This is a genomic window from Paraburkholderia sp. NPDC080076, from assembly GCF_050281145.1.
GTDB lineage: Bacteria > Pseudomonadota > Gammaproteobacteria > Burkholderiales > Burkholderiaceae > Paraburkholderia.
In genome coordinates this window covers 695,543-717,838 of sequence record NZ_JBNNWQ010000002.1, presented here as the reverse complement: position 1 = coordinate 717,838, position 22,296 = coordinate 695,543, and the positions used below count along the sequence as shown (strand labels likewise).

Annotated in this window: 21 protein-coding genes; 5 read left to right on the top strand and 16 right to left on the bottom strand. The window is 63.2% G+C overall.

The annotated features are described in order from the left end of the window. Positions 1–52 precede the first annotated feature (52 nt). Both ACQKRQ_RS10595 and ACQKRQ_RS10590 read left to right on the top strand, forming a co-directional pair. The gene (locus tag ACQKRQ_RS10595; RefSeq protein WP_132376404.1) at positions 53–892 is read left to right on the top strand and encodes a PPK2 family polyphosphate kinase; all 840 of its coding nucleotides are present in this window, start codon (positions 53–55) and stop codon (positions 890–892) included. 46 nt (positions 893–938) lie between these two features. Beyond that, on the top strand, positions 939–1,718 hold the full coding sequence (locus ACQKRQ_RS10590) for an exodeoxyribonuclease III (RefSeq protein ID WP_012431400.1): 780 nt from the start codon (positions 939–941) through the stop codon (positions 1,716–1,718). Between the two features lie 90 nt (positions 1,719–1,808). Here the strand turns inward: ACQKRQ_RS10590 and ACQKRQ_RS10585 are convergent, their stop codons facing one another. The 7 genes from ACQKRQ_RS10585 to argB form a co-directional block, all read right to left on the bottom strand. Then, entirely contained in the window at positions 1,809–3,113 is a 1,305-nt protein-coding gene (locus ACQKRQ_RS10585; protein ID WP_427476795.1) for a M48 family metallopeptidase, read from the bottom strand. Next, a complete protein-coding gene (locus tag ACQKRQ_RS10580) occupies positions 3,110–4,504 on the bottom strand; it encodes an AmpG family muropeptide MFS transporter (RefSeq protein WP_132376402.1) in 1,395 nt (464 codons plus the stop codon). Before ACQKRQ_RS10580 ends, ACQKRQ_RS10585 begins: the two co-directional genes overlap by 4 nt. Positions 4,505–4,518: 14 nt before the next feature. Further along, entirely contained in the window at positions 4,519–5,127 is a 609-nt protein-coding gene (gene metW / locus ACQKRQ_RS10575) for a methionine biosynthesis protein MetW (protein ID WP_132376401.1), read from the bottom strand. Next, entirely contained in the window at positions 5,124–6,269 is a 1,146-nt protein-coding gene (gene metX, locus ACQKRQ_RS10570) for a homoserine O-succinyltransferase MetX (protein ID WP_132376400.1), read from the bottom strand. The genes metW and metX overlap by 4 nt, the downstream gene beginning before the upstream one ends. Before the next feature lie 310 nt (positions 6,270–6,579). Next, the gene (gene slmA, locus ACQKRQ_RS10565) at positions 6,580–7,251 is read right to left on the bottom strand and encodes a nucleoid occlusion factor SlmA (protein ID WP_427476792.1); all 672 of its coding nucleotides are present in this window, start codon (positions 7,249–7,251) and stop codon (positions 6,580–6,582) included. Continuing rightward, positions 7,218–8,021, bottom strand: coding sequence for a pyrimidine 5'-nucleotidase (locus tag ACQKRQ_RS10560; RefSeq protein ID WP_132376398.1), 804 nt, complete (start codon positions 8,019–8,021; stop codon positions 7,218–7,220). Before ACQKRQ_RS10560 ends, slmA begins: the two co-directional genes overlap by 34 nt. A 224-nt stretch (positions 8,022–8,245) precedes the next feature. Beyond that, positions 8,246–9,145, bottom strand: coding sequence for an acetylglutamate kinase (argB, locus tag ACQKRQ_RS10555; RefSeq protein ID WP_007179687.1), 900 nt, complete (start codon positions 9,143–9,145; stop codon positions 8,246–8,248). Positions 9,146–9,411: 266 nt separating this feature from the next. On the opposite strand from argB, the gene ACQKRQ_RS10550 reads away from it, so the two are divergent. Beyond that, positions 9,412–9,630, top strand: a complete 219-nt coding sequence (locus ACQKRQ_RS10550; protein ID WP_132376397.1) for a cysteine-rich CWC family protein — start codon at positions 9,412–9,414, stop codon at positions 9,628–9,630. A 245-nt stretch (positions 9,631–9,875) separates the two neighbouring features. Here ACQKRQ_RS10550 and ACQKRQ_RS10545 read toward each other — a convergent pair whose 3' ends face one another. After that, positions 9,876–11,513 carry a hypothetical protein gene (locus tag ACQKRQ_RS10545; protein WP_427476789.1) on the bottom strand — a complete coding sequence of 546 codons (1,638 nt, stop codon included), beginning with the start codon at positions 11,511–11,513 and terminating at the stop codon, positions 9,876–9,878. Positions 11,514–11,640: 127 nt separating this feature from the next. On the opposite strand from ACQKRQ_RS10545, the gene ACQKRQ_RS10540 reads away from it, so the two are divergent. After that, positions 11,641–12,951 (top strand): ATP-binding protein, encoded by a 1,311-nt coding sequence (locus tag ACQKRQ_RS10540; RefSeq protein ID WP_427476787.1) that lies wholly within the window; start codon positions 11,641–11,643, stop codon positions 12,949–12,951. After that, entirely contained in the window at positions 12,948–13,490 is a 543-nt protein-coding gene (locus tag ACQKRQ_RS10535) for a response regulator transcription factor (protein WP_012431409.1), read from the top strand. The genes ACQKRQ_RS10540 and ACQKRQ_RS10535 overlap by 4 nt, the downstream gene beginning before the upstream one ends. 141 nt (positions 13,491–13,631) lie before the next feature. On the opposite strand, the gene hslU is transcribed toward ACQKRQ_RS10535, so the two are convergent. The 8 genes from hslU to dapF all read right to left on the bottom strand — a co-directional run bounded on the left by hslU (position 13,632) and on the right by dapF (position 22,261). After that, a complete protein-coding gene (hslU, locus tag ACQKRQ_RS10530; protein WP_132376394.1) occupies positions 13,632–14,978 on the bottom strand; it encodes an ATP-dependent protease ATPase subunit HslU in 1,347 nt (448 codons plus the stop codon). Between the two features lie 9 nt (positions 14,979–14,987). Then, positions 14,988–15,524, bottom strand: coding sequence for an ATP-dependent protease subunit HslV (gene hslV / locus ACQKRQ_RS10525; RefSeq protein WP_132376393.1), 537 nt, complete (start codon positions 15,522–15,524; stop codon positions 14,988–14,990). A 416-nt stretch (positions 15,525–15,940) separates the two neighbouring features. Next, positions 15,941–16,360 carry an RNA polymerase-binding protein DksA gene (dksA, locus tag ACQKRQ_RS10520; RefSeq protein ID WP_012431412.1) on the bottom strand — a complete coding sequence of 140 codons (420 nt, stop codon included), beginning with the start codon at positions 16,358–16,360 and terminating at the stop codon, positions 15,941–15,943. Positions 16,361–17,046: 686 nt separating this feature from the next. Beyond that, entirely contained in the window at positions 17,047–18,135 is a 1,089-nt protein-coding gene (locus ACQKRQ_RS10515) for a CobW family GTP-binding protein (RefSeq protein ID WP_132376392.1), read from the bottom strand. A 202-nt stretch (positions 18,136–18,337) separates the two neighbouring features. Continuing rightward, the gene (locus ACQKRQ_RS10510; RefSeq protein ID WP_408176225.1) at positions 18,338–19,540 is read right to left on the bottom strand and encodes a class I SAM-dependent rRNA methyltransferase; all 1,203 of its coding nucleotides are present in this window, start codon (positions 19,538–19,540) and stop codon (positions 18,338–18,340) included. 89 nt (positions 19,541–19,629) lie between these two features. Beyond that, entirely contained in the window at positions 19,630–20,553 is a 924-nt protein-coding gene (xerC, locus tag ACQKRQ_RS10505; protein ID WP_132376390.1) for a tyrosine recombinase XerC, read from the bottom strand. A gap of 40 nt (positions 20,554–20,593) precedes the next feature. After that, a complete protein-coding gene (locus ACQKRQ_RS10500; protein ID WP_427476783.1) occupies positions 20,594–21,316 on the bottom strand; it encodes a DUF484 family protein in 723 nt (240 codons plus the stop codon). Between the two features lie 57 nt (positions 21,317–21,373). Then, the gene (dapF, locus tag ACQKRQ_RS10495) at positions 21,374–22,261 is read right to left on the bottom strand and encodes a diaminopimelate epimerase (protein WP_408176222.1); all 888 of its coding nucleotides are present in this window, start codon (positions 22,259–22,261) and stop codon (positions 21,374–21,376) included. Positions 22,262–22,296: the final 35 nt, after the last annotated feature.

The following is a 22,296-nucleotide window of genomic DNA, read 5'->3' as shown; positions in this document are numbered from 1 at the left end:
ACGGCCCGTTTCATTTGCGGGTCTTTTTAAACGCAGATCACGGAGTGTGTGGATGGCCAAGCAACCCGAACTCGACGATTTCCGCGTGCCGTATTTCGACGACGGCAAGAAAAAAAGCAAATTCTCTCTGAGCGACTTCGACCCGGCCGCCAAGCCATTTTCGAGCGGTTCGAAAGACACCGACAGGGCGCGTCTGTCGGAGATCGGCGCGAAGCTCGACACCTTGCAGGAATGCTTGCACGCGCAGCAGACGCGCCGCGTATTGCTGGTGCTGCAGGGTATGGACACGAGCGGCAAGGACGGCACGATCCGCGCGGTGTTTCACGAAGTCGATCCGCTCGGCTTGCGCATCGTGCCGTTCAAGGCGCCGACGCCCGTTGAACTCGCGCACGACTTTCTCTGGCGCGTGCATTCGCAAGCGCCGGCCGCCGGCGAACTGACGATCTTCAACCGCAGTCACTACGAAGATCTGCTGGTGCCCACCGTGCTCGGCACTCTGGACGCACAAGCGTTCGTGCAACGCTGCTGCCACATCCGCCAGTTCGAAGAGTTGCTGGCGTATAGCGGCACGGCCATCGTCAAATGCATGCTGCACATTTCGAAAGACGAGCAGCGTACGCGGCTGCAGGCGCGCATCGACGATCCGAGCAAACACTGGAAATTCGACGTCGCCGATCTCGAAGCGCGCAAGCAGTGGGACAAATATCAGGCGGTATATCAGGACGCGCTGGCCGCGACTTCGACGGAGTACGCGCCGTGGTATGTGATCCCGGCCGACTCGAAGACGCATCGTAATGTGATGGTCGCGGAGTTGCTGTTGCGCACGTTCGAAGCGCTCAAGCTCGAATATCCGCCCGCCAAAGAATCGCTGAAGGGCATCAAGGTCGAGTGACCGTGCCCTTTCGCTTCATCAACGAATCGAACATAAAAGGAACGACATGTTGCGTGTGATTACCGCGAACCTGAACGGCATCCGCTCAGCGGCGAAGAAAGGCTTTTTCGACTGGTTCGGCGAACAGAAGGCCGACGTGCTGTGCGTGCAGGAAATCAAATGCTCGCAGGACGACATGACGCCGGAATTCATGGCCCCGCACAATTTCACCGGCTATTTCCAGCACGCCGTGAAGAAGGGTTACAGCGGCGCGGGCGTGTACACGCGTCACGAGCCGGACGAAGTGGTGATCGGTTTCGGCAGCGAGGAGTTCGACCCGGAAGGACGCTATGTCGAACTGCGTTTCGGCAAGCTGTCGGTGATTTCGGTGTATGTGCCGTCGGGTTCGAGCGGCGACGAACGCCAGCAGGCCAAATACCGTTTCATGGACGAGTTCATGCCGCATCTCGCGGAACTGTCTCAGGAGCGTGAAGTGATCGTGTGCGGCGACGTCAACATCGTCCACAAGGAAATCGACATCAAGAACTGGAAGAGCAACCAGAAGAACTCAGGTTGCCTGCCGGAAGAGCGCGCATGGCTCACCAAACTGTTCGATGAAGTGGGTTACGTCGACGTGTTCCGCACGCTCGACCAGCGGCCCGAACAGTACACGTGGTGGAGCAATCGCGGTCAGGCGTATGCGAAGAACGTCGGGTGGCGGATCGATTATCAGATCGCGACGCCGGGTATCGCGAGCAAGGCGAAACGCACCGACGTGTTCCGCGATATCAAGTTCAGCGACCACGCGCCGCTGACGGTGGATTACGACCACAAGGTCAAGAAGTAAGCACAACTCGCGGCGTGGCACGCGATGCCGAAATCAACGCCGAATTTGTCTCGTCAGAGAAGATCCGTGGGCGCATTCGGCCCGCGCAATTCAATCGCGGACCAGTTTGCGGCGCGGAAGGCCCATGCCGGCGTAGTCCGGCAGCGCGTCCACCGTTTTGCCGATCGCCTTCGCGTACAACGGCAGCATGTCGGGCAAGCGCTTGATGATGTCCTGGCGGCGCGCCGGCGTGTAGGGATGCACGTAGATGAAGCCCTGATCGCGGTTGCTGCGCGTGGCCTGCGCCAGCTTGTCCCAGAGCGTGACCGCCGCGCGCGGATCGAAGCCGGCGCGCGACGCAATATCGCTGCCGATCACGTCGGCTTCGGTCTCGTCGGTATTCTCGTACTTCATTTCCAGCAGGCGCGAACCGATGCCGAGCGGGGCCGCGCCCAGATCGGCGAGCCCGAACAGCTGCGGGATCGTGCCGGACGAGTCGAGCTGGCTCGCCTGCAGTTGGCCGAGCCGCTCGCGCGCATGCTCCCGCAGCGCGTGCGCGATCTCATGACCGATCAGCATGCCGAGCTCGTTGTCGTTCAGACGCGCGCGATCCAGCAGGCCGCCGTAGACGACGATCTTGCCGCCCGGCAGACAGTACATGCGGATATCGGGCGAGCGCACCACTGCCACATCCCACTTCCAGTTCTTGGCCCGCTCGTTCCATTTCAGCGAGTACGGAATCATCTTGTCGACGGTCGACCGCACGCGCGTGACGTGCGCGTCCGTGTCGCCGTACAGACGGTTCGCGTGTTCGGCGCCGTAGGCGATCTGTTCGAACTCTTCGGCGGCTTGCGCCTCGAGCATCGGCGATGGGATCAGGTTGCGGAACACCAGGTAGCCGCCGTAACGTAGCTGCGTGTTCGGGCTGTACGATGCGGACGCCGGCGCGGGCATCGACGGGAGGGCAGGCGCCTTGGCGGCCGCGGGAGGCGAAGCTGTCGCAGCGGGCGTTCTGGCCGTGACCGGGGCCGGCGGCGGCTGCGTCGATTGAGGTGACGAGGGCGATGCAGGCGGCGAGGGCGGCGTCGCAGCAGCGGGCGCGCTGCCGGCACCCGGCGCGCTGGTGGCGCTATTCGCGCCTTGTGCCGCCGACGTCGCGCTTTCCGGGCTCGCGGCAGTCGCTGCGGACTTCGCCGTCGGCGCGGCCGTCGTGGCCGGTGCGGCCGCCGGAGCCGCTGCGGGTGCGCTGGTGGCGGCTGCCGGCGCGGCCGCTGCGTAGACACTCGATGGCGTGGTCAACGCCAGGCCCATCCAGCCGAGCGCCCATACTGCGTGCGGTACGACGCGGCTGGCTTTGAGCGCAGGACGCCGGGATGTAGTCGAGCGCAGCGCGCCCTTCGAAAGAAACGCCTTCACGACCGCGTCCTCCACGGCGCGATGCGCAGCAGAAGCAACATGCCGGGCAACCCCAGCGCGGTGCAGACGATGAAGTAATCGAACCAGCCGATCTGCGCGACCACGTAGCCGCTCGCCGCCGAAGCCAGCGTGCGCGGCACCGAAGCGAGGCTCGTGAAGAGCGCGAACTGAGTGGCCGTATAGCGCGGATCGGTGGTGCTGGCGATATAGGCGGTGAACGCCGCCATCGTCAGACCGGTGGCAAAGGTTTCCAAGCCGTAGACGAGCGCCAGCGCGACTGAACGCGGCTCGAGCTGCACGGCCCAATCGACGCCCACCAGTGCGAGCAGCTTCGTCGTGCCCTCGCTCAGCCAGACGGCGATGTCGTAGATCGCCACGAGACCGGGCGAAGCCGGTCCGAGATGCGCGAGCCACGCGAAGCCGAGCGTCGACACCATCTGCAGGACGCCGAAGATCCACAGCCCGCGGCCGATGCCGATTTTCATCAGCCAGATCCCACCGACGATCCCGCCCGCCAGACTCGCGCCGAACGCGGTGGTCTTCGCGATCACGCCGATCTGCGTGCGCGAAAAGCCGATGTCGAGAAAGAACGAAGTGGACAGCGTGGTCGCCATCGTGTCGCCGAGCTTGTACAGAAAGATAAAACCGAGCACGAACAGCGCACCGCGCCAGCCGTCGCGCTGAATGAATTCCTTGAACGGCTGCACGATCGCATCGCGCAGGTTCTTGGGCGGCGTGCCGTGGACCGCGGGTTCGCGCACCACCAGTGTCATCACCATGCCGGGCAACATGAACGCGGCCGTCACGATGAAAACGGTGGTCCACGGCAAATGATCGGACAGAATCAACGCGAGCGAGCCCGGCACCAATGCCGCGATCTTGTACGCGTTCACATGCACCGCGTTGCCGAGCCCTTGCTGCGTGTCGCTCAGCAGCTCGCGCCGGTAGGCGTCGATCACGATGTCCTGACTTGCGCCAAAAAACGCGACCAGCGCCGTCAATGCCGCCACCGTCCAGATCGAATCTTTAGGTGACACGAATCCCAAGGTGGCGATGGCGCCGGCCACCAGAATCTGCGTGACCAGCATCCAGCCGCGCCGTCTGCCCGGACGCCAGCCCGGAAAACGCGGGACGTAGCGGTCCATCAGCGGCGCCCAGATGAATTTCCAGGTGTACGGGAACTGGATCAGCGCAAAGAGGCCGATTTCCTTCAGATTGACGCCTTCGGAGCGTAACCACGCCTGCACCAGATAGACGAGCGTGAACAGCGGCAATCCCGACGTAAAGCCGAGAAAGACGCAGATCAGCATGCGCGTATTCAGGAACGCGCGCCAGCCGGGATGTTCTTCGTGAGCGGTAAGTGCAGGCGCCTCGTGCGGCGGGTTCGACATGTGGATAACTTGCGTTAGCTTTTCTTGACGCGATAGACCGCAAGACTACCACGCCAGTTCACGCCCCACCGCACCACCTGCCCGTCGTGCAGCACCACGCGGTCGAGAATCTCGATGCCGACTTCCGGCGCCAGCGCCTCGAAATCCTCGATCGTGAGCACCCGCACGTTCGGCGTGTTGTGCCACTGATAAGGCAGCGACTTCGACACCGGCATGCGGCCCTGCAGCACCGAGAGCCGATGCGCCCAGTAACCGAAGTTCGGGAACGACACAATGCATTCCTTGCCGACCCGCACGGTCTCGCGCAGGATCGCGGCCGTCTGATGAATGGTTTGCAGCGTCTGCGACAGAATCGCGAAATCGAAGCTGGCGTCTTCGAACAGGCGCAGGCCGTCTTCCAGATTCTGCTGGATCACGTTGACGCCGTTTTGCGTCGACGCCAGCACGCCGGCGTCGTTGATTTCGATGCCGTAGCCCTGCACGTCCAGTTCCTCGGTCAGGAGCGAGAGCAGCGAGCCGTCGCCGCAGCCCAGATCCAGCACCGTGGCGCGCGGTTCGACCCAGCGGGCGATCGCGCGGAAGTCCGGGCGCAGCGCCAGGTAATCGAGTGCTCGCTGGTTCATGCGTTCACCTCGTTCGCAATACGTTCGTAGTAGGCGCGCATCAGGTTGTGATAGCGCGCGTCGTCGAGCAGGAAGGCGTCGTGGCCGTGCGGTGCGTCGATTTCCGCGTAGGTGACCGTGCGCTTGTGGTCGAGCAGCGCCTTTACCAGTTCGCGCGAGCGGGCCGGCGCGAAACGCCAGTCGGTCGAGAAGCTGGCGATCAGGTATTTCGCCGTCGTGTGCGCGACCGCGGCCGTCAGATCGCCTTCGAAGGCCTTGGCCGGATCGAAGTAATCGAGCGCGCGGGTGATCAGCAGGTACGTGTTCGCATCGAAGTAGTCGGCGAATTTGTCGCCCTGGTAGCGCAGGTACGACTCCACCTCGAACTCGACGTCGAAGTTGAAGTTGTACGCGTCCAGCGCGCCTTCCGCGCGGCGCAGCGAGCGGCCGAATTTCTCGGCCATGTCGTCGTCCGACAGATACGTGATGTGGCCGATCATGCGCGCGACACGCAAGCCGCGCTTCGGCTTCACGTTGTGCGCGTAGTAGTTGCCGCCGTGGAAGTCGGGGTCCGACAGGATCGCCGAGCGCGCGACCTCGTTGAACGCGATGTTCTGCGCCGACAGCTTGGGCGTGGACGCAACCACGATGCAGTGGCCGACGCGCTCCGGATACATCATGCTCCACGCGAGCGCCTGCATGCCGCCGAGGCTGCCGCCCATCACCGCGGCGAAGCGCGTGATGCCGAACTGATCGGCGACGCGCGCCTGGGCGTTGACCCAGTCTTCCACCGTCACGACGGGGAACGTCGCGCCGTACGGATGGCCGGTGGCCGGGTCGATACTCATCGGCCCGGTCGAGCCGAAGCACGATCCCAGGTTGTTCACGCCGATCACGAAGAACTTGTCGGTGTCGAGCGGTTTGCCCGGCCCGACCATGTTGTCCCACCAGCCGATGTCCTTGGGATTGTCGGCGTATACGCCTGCCACATGGTGCGAGGCGTTGAGCGCGTGGCACACCAGCACCGCGTTGCTACGCGCGGCGTTGAGCGTGCCGTAGGTCTCGACCATCAGGTCGTAACCGGCGAGCGAGCTTCCGTTCTGCAACTGCAGCGGCTCGGTGAAATGCATTTTTTGGGGAGCGACGATACCGATCGATTCCATTCATTCCGCCATTTATCAAAACAGGGCGGCTAAACGGCGTCGGCAAAGGCACGGAGGAACGACTGTGTGCGCGGCTGACGACCTCTTTAGCCGCATTTATAGTGAACTGTCGGAAACGTTCCCGGCAGTTCGCGCGCCCGCAATCGAGTCAGCAAATCGGCGCGTATATGGTTTTCAAGCAGGTGTTCAGGGTGTTGCGGACAGCGGTCCCGCATGCATCGGGGTGCCGCAGTCAGGCGCAAAGTATAGCGGAAATTTTCATGCGGCAACGTCGCGGGCGCAGAGCATGGCGCGGCGCATGCCACGCGGACTACTGAAGAATCAGGAGCAATTGCGCGTCGGCGTGTTCAGCGGGCGGCCGCGCAAAGCCGCTGCGCACATAGCGGTGCCAGCGGCCGATGATGTAGCTCAGCAGCAGGCTCGCCCGGATCGCGGGATCGTAGCCGGCGGGCAGTGGGACGGCGCTTTCAGCCGTGTTCGCCTCCATCTGCGCGAGGCGCAGACATTGTTTCAACGACGCCTCGACGCGCTCCAGCATCTGATTGACGCGCTCGGTGAGCCGTTCATGCTCGCCGACCAGCGCCTCGCACGTCAGCACGCGCGTCATGCCGGGATTCTTCCCCGGGAAGTTGAGCAGCATCAGCGCGATCGAGCGCGCCTGCAGCACGCCGTTGCTTTCCTTGTCGGCGATCTGGTTGATCAGCCCGAAGATAGTCTGCTCGATGAACTCGATGAGCCCTTCGAACATTTGCGCCTTGCTGGCGAAATGACGGTACAGCGCGGCTTCCGATACGCCCAGCCGCGCGGCGAGCGCCGCAGTGGTGATCTTTTCGCTCTTGGGCGCCTCCAGCATCGCGGCGAGCGTCTGGAGGATGTGCACGCGGCGCTCGCCCGGCTTCAGGCGCTGCGCGCGCGGCGCGGCGAGCGTGCTGGTCGGTTCGTGTTCGGTTAAGACTTCGTCAGGCTTGTCGATCGGCTGCATGGCTGTCGTCCCGTCTGCTGTCTTTTCAATCGAACCGAGCGGGTGCTCAGTCGTAGCGATTTTAACGAACGAATGCTCCGGTCGACATAGTGCGGCCGGCCGGTGCCCGGCAGGCGCGTCGGCACGCCGTCCGCGTGCGGCTTGCGCGGCAGATGGCCGGTGATCCACACCGTGCGGATGCCGAGCCGCCGATAGTTCTTCAGATGCGAGCGCGTGTCTTCGACGAGGATCGCGTCCTTCAGCGAAACGTGCGCGTCGCGCATGGCTTTGCGCAACATCGCGTGGTCGGGCTTGGCGCGCCAGCGGCGGCGATCGCGCATGTGCTCGATGGCGATTACCTGTTCGAACAGACGCTCGATCCGCAGTTCGGCGAGCACCGCGCGCGCATAGGCTTCGGGCGCGTTGGTCAGCACGATCTTGCGACCCGGCAGGGCAGCCACGAGGCGTGCGACGCCGCGTTCATGGCGGATCATCGAGCCGAGATCCGGGAAGGTGTGCACGACCTTCAGGAAGTCGTTCGGATCGAGCGGATGGTGGCGCGTCAGGCCCAGCAGCGTTGCGCCATAGCGTTGCGTGTAGCCGGTGCGCAGCCGGTTGGCTTCGTCGATGTCCACTTGCAGCGCGTCGATGATGTACTGCGTCATCCCTTGATTGATTGCCGGAAAGATCGCGTGCGATGCGTGATGCAGCGTGTTATCGAGATCGAACAGCCAGACCGGACGGCCTCCTGCGATGTGCGGTCGGCGGCGTCGGGAAGTGGGAGTGCGCATGATGGAGGGCGCCGTTCAGACGCGGACAGTAGCCTCACGCGGCGAACGCGAACGGTTCACGGTGCGGCTGATGAAAAAAGAGGGGAGAGCGGGTAGGCGCGCCATGGCGGCGCGTTGTGAGCCGCCGAAGACGCTGTGCGCGCCGTACGACTGGCCGACGCAAAGGCACGGCACACAGGGCGCGCCGAGTTGACGTGCCGCGTGCGCCGGGTTTGAGGCAGGAATCAATGCGAACGGATCATCGTGCCGAACGGCTGTTCGGTGAGAATTTCCAGCAGCACCGAGTGCTCGATACGGCCGTCGATGATGTGCACCGAACGCACACCGCTCTTGGCCGCGTCCAGCGCCGACGAGATTTTCGGCAGCATGCCGCCGGAGATCGTGCCGTCGGCGAACAGGCCGTCGATTTCGCGCGCCGACAGATCGGTCAGCAGATTGCCTTCCTTATCCATCACGCCGGGGATGTTGGTCATCATCACGAGCTTTTCGGCGTTCAGCACGACCGCCAGCTTGCCCGCGACCAGATCCGCGTTGATGTTGTACGACAGGCCGTCTTCGCCGAAGCCGATCGGCGAGATCACCGGAATGAAGGCGTCGTCTTGCAGCGCCTTCACGACCGCCGGGTTGATCGCCTCGACTTCGCCCACCTGGCCAATATCGACGTACTGGCCCGGATTGTCGCGATCCGGCATCAGCATCTTGCGCGCGTGGATCAGGCCGCCGTCCTTGCCCGTCAGGCCGACCGCGTGGCCGCCGAAATGGTTGATCAGCGTGACGATGTCCTGCTGCACTTCGCCGCCGAGCACCCATTCGACGACTTCCATCGTCTCTTCATCGGTGACGCGCATGCCCTGGATGAACGTGCCCTGTTTGCCGATCTTCTTCAGCGCCTGGTCGATTTGCGGACCGCCGCCGTGCACGATGACCGGATTGATGCCGACCAGCTTGAGCAGGATCACGTCGCGCGCGAAGCCTTGCTTGAGCCGCTCTTCGGTCATGGCGTTGCCGCCGTATTTGATCACCACGGTCTTACCGTGATACTGACGAATGTAGGGAAGCGCCTCGGCCAGGATTTCAGCCTTCAGGGTGGGCGCGATCTGCGAAAGGTCGGGAAGCTCGGACATGGCGGCAGGCTCAGGCACGGGACAGTTAAAACAGGGCGAATTGTACAGGACTGGCGCGCTGCAACAGGGTTTTCGATAGTTGCGCGGGCGGCGGGCATTACCGGGTTTGCGCGCCGCGCAATGACATGCCACGGACGCCAATCGGACGAGGAAGCGTACCGCGCTTTGGAGGCACCCGTGAACTAGCCGAACGGACGACTCACGACGGTTCGCCAGTCGTGGCATCATTTCCTGATCCAGGCTGAAGCGAGGGTATCCGGCCCGTCATGAAACCGTCCGTTTCCCGCTCTGAAAGCAGCGCGCGCTGCCCGCGCTGCGGCAACGCGTTCGATTGCGCCATGCATGGGCAACCCTTTGACTGCTGGTGCCGTGAGATGCCGCCGTTGCCGGCGGATCGGCTCGATTCGAGCGGGCGCTGTCTGTGTCCGGAGTGTCTTGCGGCGGAGATAGCGCGGGTGGCTCAGGGGCGGCCGGGCGGTGCGTGATCGGCGTTAAGGCCGACGGAAGCCGCGCTGTTTGAGAGCAGTATCAGGCGCTTATGGGGACTCCGCCGGCTTACGGAGGCGTCGCGGTGGCTCTGCCGGCCTACTCGGTCAGCATCGGCTTACGGTAGCGCCATAGGCCTACGCGAGCATCGCCGGCTTGGCGAGCGCCTTAGACCCGCGCGGACGCCCCACCGGCCATGAAAGCGCCGGCCACGAGCGCCACCAGCCTCGAAAGCGTCACTGGCTCAAGCCGCACGGCGGTGCTGGGCCGCAAGCGCGCTCAAATCACGCGCGACGGCTTCCAGCGCCGGCTCCCACTGACCGAATTGCGGCTGCCGATACAACGTGGCGCTTGGATACCACGGGCTGTCGCCGCGGTCGAGCAACCAGACCCAGTGCGGGTTGACGTCGAGCAATACCCAGGTGCGCTGGCCGATTGCACCGCTAAGATGCGCCGCAGAAGTGCAAACCGTAATGACAAGATCGAGCGCGCCCACGAACGCGGCGGTGTCGTCGAAGGTGGCGAATTCGGCGGTGTAGTCGGTCATCGACAAGCCGGCCGCGTGTGCCGCCGCCACGTCCGCGCCGGCACCCGGTTGCAATGAATAGAACGCCACGTCCTGCATGCCGCCGAAGTAAGCCGCATAGCGTTCCCAGCCGACACGCCGGAACGGATTGCGTTGATGGCCGTGGCTGCCCGTCCATGTCAGTCCGACTTTGAGTCGCGATTCGCCAGCAAGCCGCTTTTGCCACGACTTGGCGGCTGCCGGGTCCGCGCGCAAATAGGGTGCCGCCGGAATCGTTTCCTCGTGCGTGTCGAATATTAGCGGCAGGCTCAGCAACGGAATCTCGTAGTCGAACGCGGGTAGCGATTCGACGCCGCCGCCGGCCGAAAACTCGTCTGCATGACCGCCGAGGCTGCGCGAAAGCAGCGCGCCCATCTGCGGAAACGAATTCCAGATGAGACGGCCGCCTTCGCGATGGACGCGCTCGGCCAGCATCGGGATATAGCGGCAGAACTGCAGGAGGTCGCCCATGCCCTGTTCGCCCCACGCGAGCAGCGTCTTGCCCGCGAGCGGTTCGCCACGCCAAAGCGGCGCCGGCATCACAGGACGCTTGCCGCCCAATTCCGAAGAGCCGTCCCAGCGTGCCTCGTGCGATGCCCAGCCGTGCGCGTAGTCGCCACGCACGAGTTGCAGCATGGAGAGATTGGAGTGCATGGAGGCGTCGTTGGGGGCCAGCGCGCAAGCGGTTTGGGCGGCTTGCATCGCGTCGTCCCAGCGTTGCGCCTCACGCAGCGTCAGCGCATAGTTGTTGTGCGCCAGCGGGCTATGCGGTGCGCATTGCACGGCCTTTGCGCCGGCTTCGAGCGCGCGCGGCAGATCCATATTCGTGCGGTAAGCGTGCGTGAGATTGGTCCAGCCGTTGCCATCGTCAGGCTCATCGCGGACGGCGCTTTCCAGAAGCGCGATCTGTTCGTTCAGGTCGCCGCCGGTGAACGTCAGTGCGGCGGCGAGATTGTTGCGTAGGCGCGGCAATCGCGGATCGATTGCGAGTGCATGACGGTACGGGGCGATGGCCTCGTGATGCCGATTCGCCATCTGCAGCGTGTGGCCGAGACGAAAGTGCGCAAGCGCGTTGTGCGGATCGAGTTGAGCAATAATGGCGGCGAGTTCGACTGCGTCGCCGGAACGGTGTTGTTCGAGTAGCCTGGCGATGAGCGAATCGAGCGACACATAGTCGAGCGGATGAATTCGCGCCGCGGCGTCGAGGCATTCAGCTTCGGCCTGTGCCGTGCCGTATTGCCTAGCTGCGGCGGCTTGTCGCAGAACAGTCAGGAAAGCTGAGGAGGCATCGGCCTCGTTGTCGGAAGTAGGTAGCATGGATGGGTTGCACGATGGAGGAATCGAAGAAAAGATCGTCCCCATTAGGCGCTATCGCAAAAATTCCATGTTACCGGCGCGAAGCCGCGAGGTAAGTCGGACTAGTCCGAACAGGTAAATTAAAGTCATGCATCGAATAACCAACACCGGCCGCGTCAATCTCGGACATCTGTTCTGGCTACGCTCTCTCGCGATCATTGGCCAGTTGATGACGATCGCGTTCGTGCAGATCTTCATCGGTGTGCACCTGCCGTTGCCCGCCATGCTGCTCGTGATCGCGCTCGAAGTGATCTTCAACGGGATTACATGGTGGCGCGTCTCGCAGCAGCGCCCCGAATCCAACATGGAATTGTTCGGCCAGATCTGGGTCGATCTGGGCGCGTTGTCCGCGCTGCTGTTCCTCTCAGGCGGCACCACCAATCCATTCGTTTCGCTCTATTTGCCTTCGCTCGCCATCGCCGCGGCCGTGCTGCCGTGGCATCTGATGGCATGGCTCGCGGCGTTCGCCGTGGCCTGCTACGCGGTCCTCGGTTTCGATTCCGTGCCGCTGAATCTCGACAATCCCGCGAACCTGTTCGACTACTACCGCGCGGGCATGTGGGTGAACTTCATGGTCAGTGTCGGCCTCATTGCATGGTTCGTTGCGCGCATGTCGCGAGCATTGCGGCTACGTGACGCAGCGCTCGGAGACGCGCAGCAGCGCTTGCTTCACGACGAACGCGCGGTCGCTCTGGGTGTGCAGGCCGCCACCGTTGCGCACGAAATCGGTACGCCGTTGTCTACAATTGCCATGTTGTCCGAAGAATTGCGAGATGCAGCGCGTTCCGATAAGGGACTTGCGCCTTATAGCGCCGATCTCGAACTGCTCGAGCAACAAATGACATTGTGTACGTCGGCGCTTGCGCGCTTGCGCAGCCGGGCGTCGACAACCACCAACCGGCAGCAGGTCGGCGAGTGGCTCGAATCGTTCGGCGAGCAGTGGCGCTTGCGTCATCCGCATGTGAAATTCGAGCGGATCGGCGTGCCGCCGGAAGATGTCAGTCTTGACGATACGGTGGCCGTGAGCCAGATTCTCACGATTTTGCTCGACAACGCCGCGCGTGCAAGCCGCGATCACGTGACGCTGTCCTGCACGCTGGCGTCACGCGGCGACCAGATCGTATTTGAAGTATGTGATGCGGGCCCGGGCATTCCGGCTACGTTGCGTGGCTCGCTCGGCGCGGCGCCGGTCGAGAGTACGCAAGGTGGACACGGCGTGGGCCTCTATCTGGCTTTTTCGGCGGCGGCGCGTCTGAAGGGATCGATCGAACTGACCGATGTCAGCACGATCAAGCCGCGTGGCACGCGCGCGGTCCTGAAGCTGCCGCTCGCCGGGCGCAAAATTTCTGGCAAAGGCCGTCAAGGCGCTGCGCCATCCAACACGGAGAAACAGGCATGAGCGACATGAATTTTCTGGTGATCGACGACGATGAGGTGTTCTCCGGCATCCTCGCCCGCGGTCTCACCCGGCGCGGTTACACGGTGAGCGAAGCGCACAACGCTGATGAGGCGATCAAGCTGGCGAATCAGCAGAAGTTCAGCCAGATCACGGTGGATCTGCATCTCGGCAACGACTCCGGTTTGACGCTCGTCGCGCCCTTGCGCGATTTGCAGCCCGACGCGCGCATGCTGGTGCTGACCGGCTATGCGAGCATCGCCACCGCGGTGCAGGCAGTGAAAGACGGTGCCGATAATTACCTGGCCAAGCCTGCCAACGTCGAGACGATTCTGTCGGCGCTGCAAAGTGAGGCGAGCGCACTGCAAGCAGAAGAGGCGATCGAGCATCCCACGCCGTTGTCGGTGGCGCGGCTGGAGTGGGAGCATATTCAACGCGTGCTCGCCGAGCACGGCGGCAATATTTCCGCTACCGCGCGCGCGTTGAACATGCATCGACGCACGCTGCAACGCAAGCTGGCAAAGCGGCCGGTCAAACAGTAAGAGACGGTGTCTTGGCACCGCTTGCCGTAAGCAGAAAAAAGGGCTGCCTTGTCAAAAGGCAGCCCTTTTTTATGTGCGTCGCATCCGATCCGCCTCAAGCTGTGAACACGGCAACAGCCTGAGCGGATCGCGGCTTCGACATCACAGCACGTAGCGCGACAGATCCTCGTCTTCCGCTACTTCGTTCAACGCGCGATCGACATAAGCCGCGTCGATCTGCACCGTCCGTCCCGAGTGATTGCCGGCCGCGAACGAGACTTCTTCGAGCAGCTTTTCGATCACCGTGTAGAGACGCCGTGCACCGATGTTCTCGGTCTTCTCGTTCACCGAGTACGCGATCTCGGCGAGGCGGCGAATGCCATCGTCGGCGAATTCGAGGTGCACGTCTTCGGTGGCGAGCAGTGCCTGATATTGCTTGACGAGGCTCGCGTCCGTGGACACCAGGATCGATTCGAAGTCGTTCACCGAGAGCGAGTCCAGTTCGACGCGAATCGGAAAGCGGCCTTGCAGTTCGGGAATCAGATCGCTCGGCTTGGCCAGGTGGAATGCACCGCTCGCGATGAACAGAATGTGATCGGTCTTCACCATGCCGTACTTGGTGTTGATCGTGGTGCCTTCGACCAGCGGCAACAGATCGCGCTGCACGCCCTGCCGCGAGACTTCGCCGCCGCCGGCTTCGTTGCGCGAGGCGATCTTGTCGATCTCGTCGAGAAACACAATGCCGTTCTGCTCGACGTTCTGTACCGCCTTGGTTTTCACCTCTTCGTCGTTCAACATCTTGCCGGCTTCTTCGTCGGTGAGGACTTTTAGCGCTTCCTTCACCTTCATCTTGCGGCGCGTTTTCTTGCCGCCGCCGATGTTCGCGAACATCGAACGGATCTGCTCGGTCATGTCTTCCATGCCCGGCGGCCCCATGATGTCCATGCCGACTTGCGGCTGTTCCACGTCGAGCTCGATTTCCTTGTCGTCGAGCAGGCCTTCGCGCAGGCGCTTGCGGAATGTCTGGCGCGTGGTGCTGCCTTCGTCGACGGTATCAGCCGCGCTCGAGCTTGCGCCGAAGCCAACCGGGCGCGCGCTCGGCAGCAGAATGTCGAGAATGCGGTCTTCGGCCTGATCTTCGGCCTTGGTCCGCACTTTGCGCATTTCCGTTTCGCGCGTCTGCTTGACCGAGATTTCGATCAGGTCGCGCACGATGCTGTCCACGTCACGGCCCACATAGCCGACTTCGGTGAACTTGGTCGCTTCGATCTTGATGAACGGCGCGTCGGCCAGTTTCGCCAGACGCCGCGCGATTTCGGTCTTGCCGACGCCGGTCGGTCCGATCATCAGAATGTTCTTCGGCGTGATTTCCTGACGCAGCGGATCTTCAACCTGCTGACGGCGCCAGCGATTGCGCAGCGCCACGGCCACCGCTTTTTTCGCGCGGCCTTGGCCAATGATGTGTTTGTCGAGTTCCGAGACGATCTCGGCAGGGGTCATGGTGCTCATCGTGGGTCCTTACTCGATCGTCTCGATAACGCGGTTATGGTTCGTGTAGATGCACATGTCACCGGCAATCTCCAGCGACTTCTCCACGATTTCACGGGGCGACAGGTCAGTGTTGTCGGAGAGCGCTTTCGCGGCGGCTTGCGCATAGGCGCCGCCCGAGCCGATCGCGCAGATGCCGCCTTCCGGATCGAGCACGTCGCCGTTGCCGGTGATGACCAGCGTGGTGGTGGCGTCCGCGGCGATCAGCATGGCCTCGAGACGGCGCAGCATACGGTCGGTGCGCCAGTCTTTGGCGAGTTCGACGGCGGCGCGCGTGAGGTTGCCTTGATGTTTTTCCAGCTTCGCTTCGAAGCGGTCGAGCAGCGAGAAGGCGTCGGCTGTGCCGCCGGCGAAGCCGACCAGCACCTTGCCGTTATAGATGCGCCGGACTTTCTTCGCACCGCCTTTCATGACGATGTTGCCCAGCGTCACCTGGCCGTCGCCGCCGAGCGCGACCTTGTCGCCGCGGCGCACGGAGACGATCGTCGTGCCGTGAAATTGCTCCATATGCGTTCCTCTTTGCAAAACGGGTAGGACGCGGCAGCGCACTGCGCTACCGCATGAATCCTGAAAGCGGACGGCACGCGACGCTAACAAACGAACCGGCCGGCGCGCGCTCGTGCAGCGCATGTCCGATTTATTTTAGGGCGTGCGCGGTCATATCAAGAGCCGGCAAATGGCATAAGACAAAAAACACGCGAATTGGTGCGGGGAGCGGACGACGCGCGCAAGACTGGGCACCACGTGCAAGGGAAGAGACAGAAAGACAGCCGCAGCGGACGTTCGCCGGGAAGCCGCGTAACGCCAGCGTCAAGGCAGCGCTAAAGAAAGCATCACACAAAAGAAAAAGGCGCACGGCTCACCGTGCGCCTCTCGACGAAGCAGCGTTTCAGGGCGCGGAGCCGAAGCCGCGCCGCAAGCCTTCAGTCGCCGAACAGCTTCTGGCGCAGTTCGCGGCGCTCCTGCGCTTCGAGCGACAGGGTGGCCGTGGGCCGTGCGAGCAAACGCGGGATGCCGATCGGCTCACCGGTTTCTTCGCACCAGCCGTAGTCGCCCGAATCGATGCGCGCGATCGACTGCTGCACCTTCTTCAGCAGCTTGCGCTCGCGGTCGCGCGTGCGCAGTTCGAGCGCATGCTCTTCCTCGATCGTTGCGCGGTCGGCCGGGTCCGGCACGATTACCGTTTCGCGCAGGTTTTCGGTCGTCTGGCCGGCATTGCGGAGAATGTCCGCCTGCAACTGTTCGAGCTTGTTCTTGAAGAAGGCGAGCTGATCCTCATTCATGTAATCCTTGTCGCTCATCTTCAGGATTTCGGCTTCGGTCAAGAGTCGTTTCGTCGTCATCTGGCTTACTTCTTCAATGTGAGGCAAAACTCTTACATAGTGCCCGCACTTTCGTATTGCCCGCAAATGCGCCTCGAGGACGCGGAGCGCCAAGGCGGGCACGGACGATGGACTGTCGTGACGCCGAAGCGCCTGGCGCCCACACGCCGGGCGTCGCAACGCTAATGCGGGGCCGAACTCCTCTGGAAACCGATTCTCAGATGCTCCTGAGGTATTGCTTGCCGACAGCGCGCCTTTTCAGGCGCTGCCAGCCGGCATTGTCGGCGTATCGTCCGGATAAGATTTTCCGGCGCCTTTCAGGCCCGGCGCGGAATACGCGCTGACCGGGCAATTCGTTGTCATTCTCCAGTGGGCACGTATTGTAACTGAATCACAATCTAGCACCGCAAGTGGTGAAAATCCCCGTGCGGCACCCCGATATCCCGAAAATATAACGCGCGCACGACCAAAAAGCGATGGTCGCGCACGCTTTAATACAGCAGGGTTTTCACGTGCTTTTCACACGCGCGACTTTTCAGTCAGCTTTCGGCTGCCGGCGGGCGGATTCAGCAGATGATTTGGCGGCCGCGCGCTTTACGAATATACCCATTTTGGGCTTGGCAGCACGGCGCATGCCGCGCCGCGCCGAGCGGGCTGTCGCTCCGACTGAATGACAAGCCCCGGACAAGCCGGGACGCCCACGCATATCACGCGAGGCAGGCGTCCAGACCGTCGGTGATCAGATCTTGCGGCAGTTCGATGCCGATAAACACCATCTTGTTGGTCTTTTTCTCGATCGGCTGCCATTTCGCGGCCAGATCGCTGCCCATCATCTGATGCACGCCCTGAAATACCACCTTGCGGTCAACGCCTTTCATATACAGCACGCCCTTGTAACGCAGCAGGCGCTCGCCGTAAATCTGCAGAATGCCGCCGAGAAAGTCTTCCAGCTTGTTCGGATCGAACGGCCGGTCGTTGCGGTAGACGAACGACTTGATCTTGTCGTCGTGGTGCGCATGGTGGTGATGCGCGTGATCGTGGCCTTCGTGATCGCACTGCCCGTGGTCGTGATCGCAGTCGGCGTGATCGTCGTGAGTGTGGCCGTGCTCGTCATGAGCGTGAGCGTGGCTGTGAGCATGTTCGTCTTCGACGAGGAAGTCCGGATCGATCTCGAGCTTCGAATTCAGGTTGAAGCCGCGCAGGTCGAAGATTTCCTTGATGTCCGCTTCGCCAAAATTGACGACCTTGATCGCCGCCCTCGGGTTCATGTGCAGCAGGCGGTGGCGCAGATCGGCCAGTTGCTTTTCATCGACCAGATCGGACTTGGTAATGAACAGACGGTCGGCGAAACCGACCTGGCGCTGCACGACTTCGTGCTCGTCCAGCTGGTGGTTCGCGTGCTTGGCGTCGACCAGCGTGATGATCGCGTCCAGCAGGAATTCGTTGGCGATCTGGTCATCCATGAAGAACGTCTGCGCAACGGGGCCCGGATTGGCGAGGCCCGTGGTTTCGATCACGACGCGGTCGAAATCCAGTTTGCCGGACTGTTTCTGCGCCGCCAGATCGCCCAGCACGCGCGACAGGTCGCCGCGAATCGTGCAGCAGATGCAGCCGTTGCTCATCTGGATGATCTGCTCGCCCGTGTCTTGTACGAGGATTTCGTTGTCGATGTTCTCTTCGCCGAACTCGTTCTCGATCACGGCGATCTTCATGCCGTGCTTTTCATTCAGGATGCGCTTGAGCAGGGTGGTTTTGCCGCTGCCGAGAAAGCCGGTCAGGATGGTGACTGGAATCATATTGGTCGCCTGTATTGTCGTGAAACGGTGCGTAGTCGGGTGAATAGCGAATGCGTAGGCCGGGCGCGCAGCCAAGTGGCGCGCTGCCCTGTCCAGGCGGTTATTGAAACATATCTGCCGAGCCGGCGTTGGCGAGCTCCGGTTCGAGCCCGCTTTCACCGATGCCGGTGGCGCCGGAAATATCCCCTAAAACTATGGGCGATCAGGCGATTTGCAACAGCAGGCCCTTCAGGTATTCGCCTTCCGGGAACGCGGTGAGCAACGGGTGATCCACGCCGGCCCCCAGTCGCTTGAGAATCCGGGCGTCCACGCGCGCGTCGGCGGCCGCGCCGGAGACGATTTTCTGGAACAGTTCGGCGTCGATCGCGCCGGAGCACGAATAGGTGAAGAGCAGGCCGCCCGGGCGCAGCAGCTTCAGCCCGGTCAGGTTGATGTCCTTGTAAGCGCGCGACGCGCGGTCCACATGTTCACGCGACGGCGCGAATTTCGGCGGATCGAGCACGATCAGGTCGAAGCGCTCGCCATCGTCGTAAAGGCGGCGCAGCGTTTTGAACGCGTCGGCGTCGAGCCAGGTGGCGCGTTCGGCGTCGAAACCATTGGCCGCCACGTTTTGCTGGGCGATCGCCAGCGCGTCGCCCGACGAATCGATCGACACCACCCGTTTGGCGCCGCCTTTCAACGCTGCGAGCGAGAATCCGCCGGTGTAGCAGAAGCAGTTCAGTACCTCGCGATCCTGCGCGAGCTGTTGCACCAGCAGGCGGTTGTCGCGCTGGTCGACGTAAAAACCGGTCTTGTGGCCGTTGCGCACGTCGACGTGATAACGCACGCCGTTTTCGCTCGCAATCAACGCTTCCGACGGCGCTTCGCCCGCCAGCACGCCCGTCACCTGTTCAAGTCCTTCCTTCTGACGAATCGACACGTCCGAGCGCTCGTAGACATTCGGACAGCCGGTCGCGCCCGTCAGCGCCGCAACGATCGCTTCCTTCCACGCCTCGACGCCCGCCGCCATGAACTGGCAGACCAACTGGCTGCGCTGGCCTTCGTCCTCGGCAACGTAGTGATCGACGATCAAACCCGGCAGGCCGTCCGCCTCGCCGAAAATCAGCCGGACCGCGCCGGTGTCGTGGACCATCGTCTGACGATGGGCGAGCGCGCGCTGCACGCGCCGCTTGAAGAACGCGTGATCGATCGGCTCGGATTCGTCGAAACTCCACACGCGGGCGCGGATCTGCGAGTGCGGGCTGTAGGCCGCGCGCGCGAGAAAACGGCCGTCGTGCGCGCGCACCAGCACGGTGGCGCCGGGCGCGGGATTGCCGTCGATCCGGTCGATCGCGTTGGCATAGACCCACGGATGGCGGCGTAGCAGCGACTTTTCTTTCGACGGTTTGAGCGTAACGGTATTCATCAGGGTGTCAGAGAGAGCAATGGGCCGCGCGGCTTAGCGCACGCGGCGGGTAAAGCGAAGGCGGAGACTGCACGCCGCGAGTTGCGGAGTCAGTCGCGTTTTTTGGCGCGCGGATGCGCCTGATCGTAGACGTGCGCGAGATGCTGGAAATCGAGCGCGGTGTAGACCTGCGTCGCGGTGATGCTGGCGTGGCCAAGCAGTTCCTGCACGGCGCGCAGATCGCCGCTCGACTGCAGCACGTGCGTGGCGAACGAATGCCGCAGCACGTGCGGATGCACATTGGCGGGAATGCCCGCGACCAGTGCCGCGCGCTTCACGCGCTCGCGCACGACGTTCGGCGACAGACGATTGCCGCGCACCGACAGGAACAGTGGATGCGGATCGTGCTTCACCATCTGGTCACGGACGGCGAGCCAGGCGCTCAAGGCTTCCAGCGCCTTGCTGCCGACCGGCACGACGCGGCGCCGATTGCCCTTGCCGAGCACTTCGACTTCGGCGGAATCGAGCTTGAGCCAGCCGGCCGAGCGGTAGCCATCGGCATCGGCGAAACGGGCATCGAGACCGACTAGTTCCGCGAGCCGCAGCCCCGACGAGTAGAACAGTTCGAGCATGGCGTGATCGCGCAAACCTTCGGGCGATGCAGCGGGCGGACTTTCCATCAGGCGCGTGGCATCGTCGACGGAAAGCGCTTTGGGCAGCGTTTTAGGCTGCTTCGGCGCGCGCACGGTCGCGACCGGATTGGCCGGCAGATCGACCCGGCCGGCGAGCCAGCGGTAAAACGCGCGCCACGCCGACAGCCGGTGACTGATTGAGCGCGCCGTCAGACCGCCCGCGTGCGCCCGCGAAACGGCGCCGCGAATGTCCACGGCGGTCAGGCTTTCGAGCGGCCTGCCTTTGGCCAACTGCTTGAGTTCTTCGAGTTCGTGGGTGTAGCCGCGCAGCGTATGTGCCGACAGCCGCCGCTCGTGTTCGAGATTCAACAGATAGGCGGCGATCGGGTCGGCGGCGGTCACGATGGGCTTGTTGAGCGGCTGGCGCGGAGCTAGACGCGGCTCAACGCGGCAACAGACGGCTCAGTGCGGCGCTGGCCAGCGCGCCGATCTGCGTGAGGAAATCGGTGGCCATGCCGTCGTGGAAGCGGCGCGCGTCGGCCGAGCCCATCACCAGCAGGCCGAAGGTCGGCGCTTCTTCCTTGCCTTCGGGATCGCGCAGCGCGAGCAGAGCGATCGATTCCGTGGCGTGCGCCGACTCGGACGCCGCGTGGCCGGCCGCGCCCTCGTCGCTCACGGCGGTCACGGACGGCGCCAGCCACTGCGCCGCCTCGAAGCCGGTATTCGCGCCGCAATACGGCGTGGCAAGGCTATTAGCGAAGATGCGCACTTCCTCGCCGACATGGCGTGCGAAGTCGGCCTGAGCATACGGCTCGGCCACATCCCACACGCGCAGCGCGGCTTGCGGCACGTCGAAAATATCGCGCAAACCGGTGGCGATCGTACGCGGCAGCGCATACGGATCGCGCTCAGCCATCACGCGAATGGTCCAGCGGTTGAATTTCGACGCGATGCTGTCGTTCTCGTGGCCGTAGCGCAGGAGTTCGGCGAGACGTCGTTCGAGATGCTTGTTCTTGTCGCGCAGCATCTCCATCTGCCGTTCCTGCAGAGACACCGCGGCTTTGCCGTGTGGATTCGCGAGGCGGATCGTCGCGAGCATTTCCGCGTGTTCGGCGAAAAATTCAGGATTGGCGAGCAGATATTCGGCGACTTCGCGATCGTTCATGGTTTCGGCTAAAGGACTACGGGGCGACGCCTTGAGGCGAAGCATCGGTCAATGAGTTTATGCGGCCTGTGAATCGGCTAATGAGTCGGGCAGTTCGATTTCGCCTTCGAAGACGGTCGCGGCAGGCCCGGCCATCAGCAGCGGCTCGTCTGCTTGCGTGCTGTCCCACGTGATGGTGAGTGTGCCGCCGTGCGTGTGCACGAGCACCGGTGCGTCCAGCAGCCCGCGCCGGATGCCGGCCGCGACGGCCGCGCAGGCGCCCGTTCCGCACGCCAGCGTTTCGCCCGCGCCGCGTTCGTACACGCGCAGCTTGATCTCGCTGCGGCCGACGATCTGCATGAAGCCCGCGTTCACCCGCTGCGGAAAACGCGCATGACGCTCGATCACCGGGCCTTCGACCAGCACGGGGAATGCTTCGACGTCGTCGACCACTTGCACGGCGTGCGGGTTGCCCATCGACACCACCGAAATCCAGCGCGTCGTGCCGCTCACGTCGAGCGGCCAGAGCGTGTCCGCGCCTTCGCGGCGGCCTTCCAGGCCTTTGGTGGCGAACGGCACGCGTTCCGGGTCGAACACGGGCGAGCCCATGTCGACCAGCACTTCGCCGTTTTCCTGCATGGTCAGCGTGATGGTGCCCTTTTGCACCTGCACGCGTACGCTGCGTTGATCGGTGAGGCCGCTGTCGCGCACGAACTTGACGAAGCAGCGTGCGCCGTTGCCGCAATGCTCGACCTCGCCGCCGTCGCAATTGAAGATGCGATATCTGAAATCGACGCCGGCCACCGTGGGCTTTTCGACCAGCAGCAACTGGTCGGCGCCGACGCCGAAATGCCGGTCCGCGAGCGCGCGCACCTGCGCCGGCGTCAGGTTGACCGGTTGGGTGTAGCCGTCGAGCACGACGAAGTCATTGCCCGCGCCGTGCATTTTGGTGAATTTCAGTTTCATCACGCTATTGTAAGTGACGCGCCCTTGGCTGCGCC

What these genes read in the sequence shown, in the direction of transcription:
- ACQKRQ_RS10595 (WP_132376404.1), top strand. Translation starts at nt 53, where the DNA reads ATGGCCAAGCAACCCGAACTCGACGATTTCCGCGTGCCGTATTTCGAC.
- ACQKRQ_RS10590 (WP_012431400.1), top strand. Translation starts at nt 939, where the DNA reads ATGTTGCGTGTGATTACCGCGAACCTGAACGGCATCCGCTCAGCGGCG.
- ACQKRQ_RS10580 (WP_132376402.1), bottom strand. Translation starts at nt 4,504, where the DNA reads ATGTCGAACCCGCCGCACGAGGCGCCTGCACTTACCGCTCACGAAGAA.
- metW (WP_132376401.1), bottom strand. Translation starts at nt 5,127, where the DNA reads ATGAACCAGCGAGCACTCGATTACCTGGCGCTGCGCCCGGACTTCCGC.
- metX (WP_132376400.1), bottom strand. Translation starts at nt 6,269, where the DNA reads ATGGAATCGATCGGTATCGTCGCTCCCCAAAAAATGCATTTCACCGAG.
- slmA (WP_427476792.1), bottom strand. Translation starts at nt 7,251, where the DNA reads ATGCAGCCGATCGACAAGCCTGACGAAGTCTTAACCGAACACGAACCG.
- ACQKRQ_RS10560 (WP_132376398.1), bottom strand. Translation starts at nt 8,021, where the DNA reads ATGCGCACTCCCACTTCCCGACGCCGCCGACCGCACATCGCAGGAGGC.
- argB (WP_007179687.1), bottom strand. Translation starts at nt 9,145, where the DNA reads ATGTCCGAGCTTCCCGACCTTTCGCAGATCGCGCCCACCCTGAAGGCT.
- ACQKRQ_RS10550 (WP_132376397.1), top strand. Translation starts at nt 9,412, where the DNA reads ATGAAACCGTCCGTTTCCCGCTCTGAAAGCAGCGCGCGCTGCCCGCGC.
- ACQKRQ_RS10545 (WP_427476789.1), bottom strand. Translation starts at nt 11,513, where the DNA reads ATGCTACCTACTTCCGACAACGAGGCCGATGCCTCCTCAGCTTTCCTG.
- ACQKRQ_RS10540 (WP_427476787.1), top strand. Translation starts at nt 11,641, where the DNA reads ATGCATCGAATAACCAACACCGGCCGCGTCAATCTCGGACATCTGTTC.
- ACQKRQ_RS10535 (WP_012431409.1), top strand. Translation starts at nt 12,948, where the DNA reads ATGAGCGACATGAATTTTCTGGTGATCGACGACGATGAGGTGTTCTCC.
- hslU (WP_132376394.1), bottom strand. Translation starts at nt 14,978, where the DNA reads ATGAGCACCATGACCCCTGCCGAGATCGTCTCGGAACTCGACAAACAC.
- hslV (WP_132376393.1), bottom strand. Translation starts at nt 15,524, where the DNA reads ATGGAGCAATTTCACGGCACGACGATCGTCTCCGTGCGCCGCGGCGAC.
- dksA (WP_012431412.1), bottom strand. Translation starts at nt 16,360, where the DNA reads ATGACGACGAAACGACTCTTGACCGAAGCCGAAATCCTGAAGATGAGC.
- ACQKRQ_RS10515 (WP_132376392.1), bottom strand. Translation starts at nt 18,135, where the DNA reads ATGATTCCAGTCACCATCCTGACCGGCTTTCTCGGCAGCGGCAAAACC.
- ACQKRQ_RS10510 (WP_408176225.1), bottom strand. Translation starts at nt 19,540, where the DNA reads ATGAATACCGTTACGCTCAAACCGTCGAAAGAAAAGTCGCTGCTACGC.
- ACQKRQ_RS10500 (WP_427476783.1), bottom strand. Translation starts at nt 21,316, where the DNA reads ATGAACGATCGCGAAGTCGCCGAATATCTGCTCGCCAATCCTGAATTT.
- dapF (WP_408176222.1), bottom strand. Translation starts at nt 22,261, where the DNA reads ATGAAACTGAAATTCACCAAAATGCACGGCGCGGGCAATGACTTCGTC.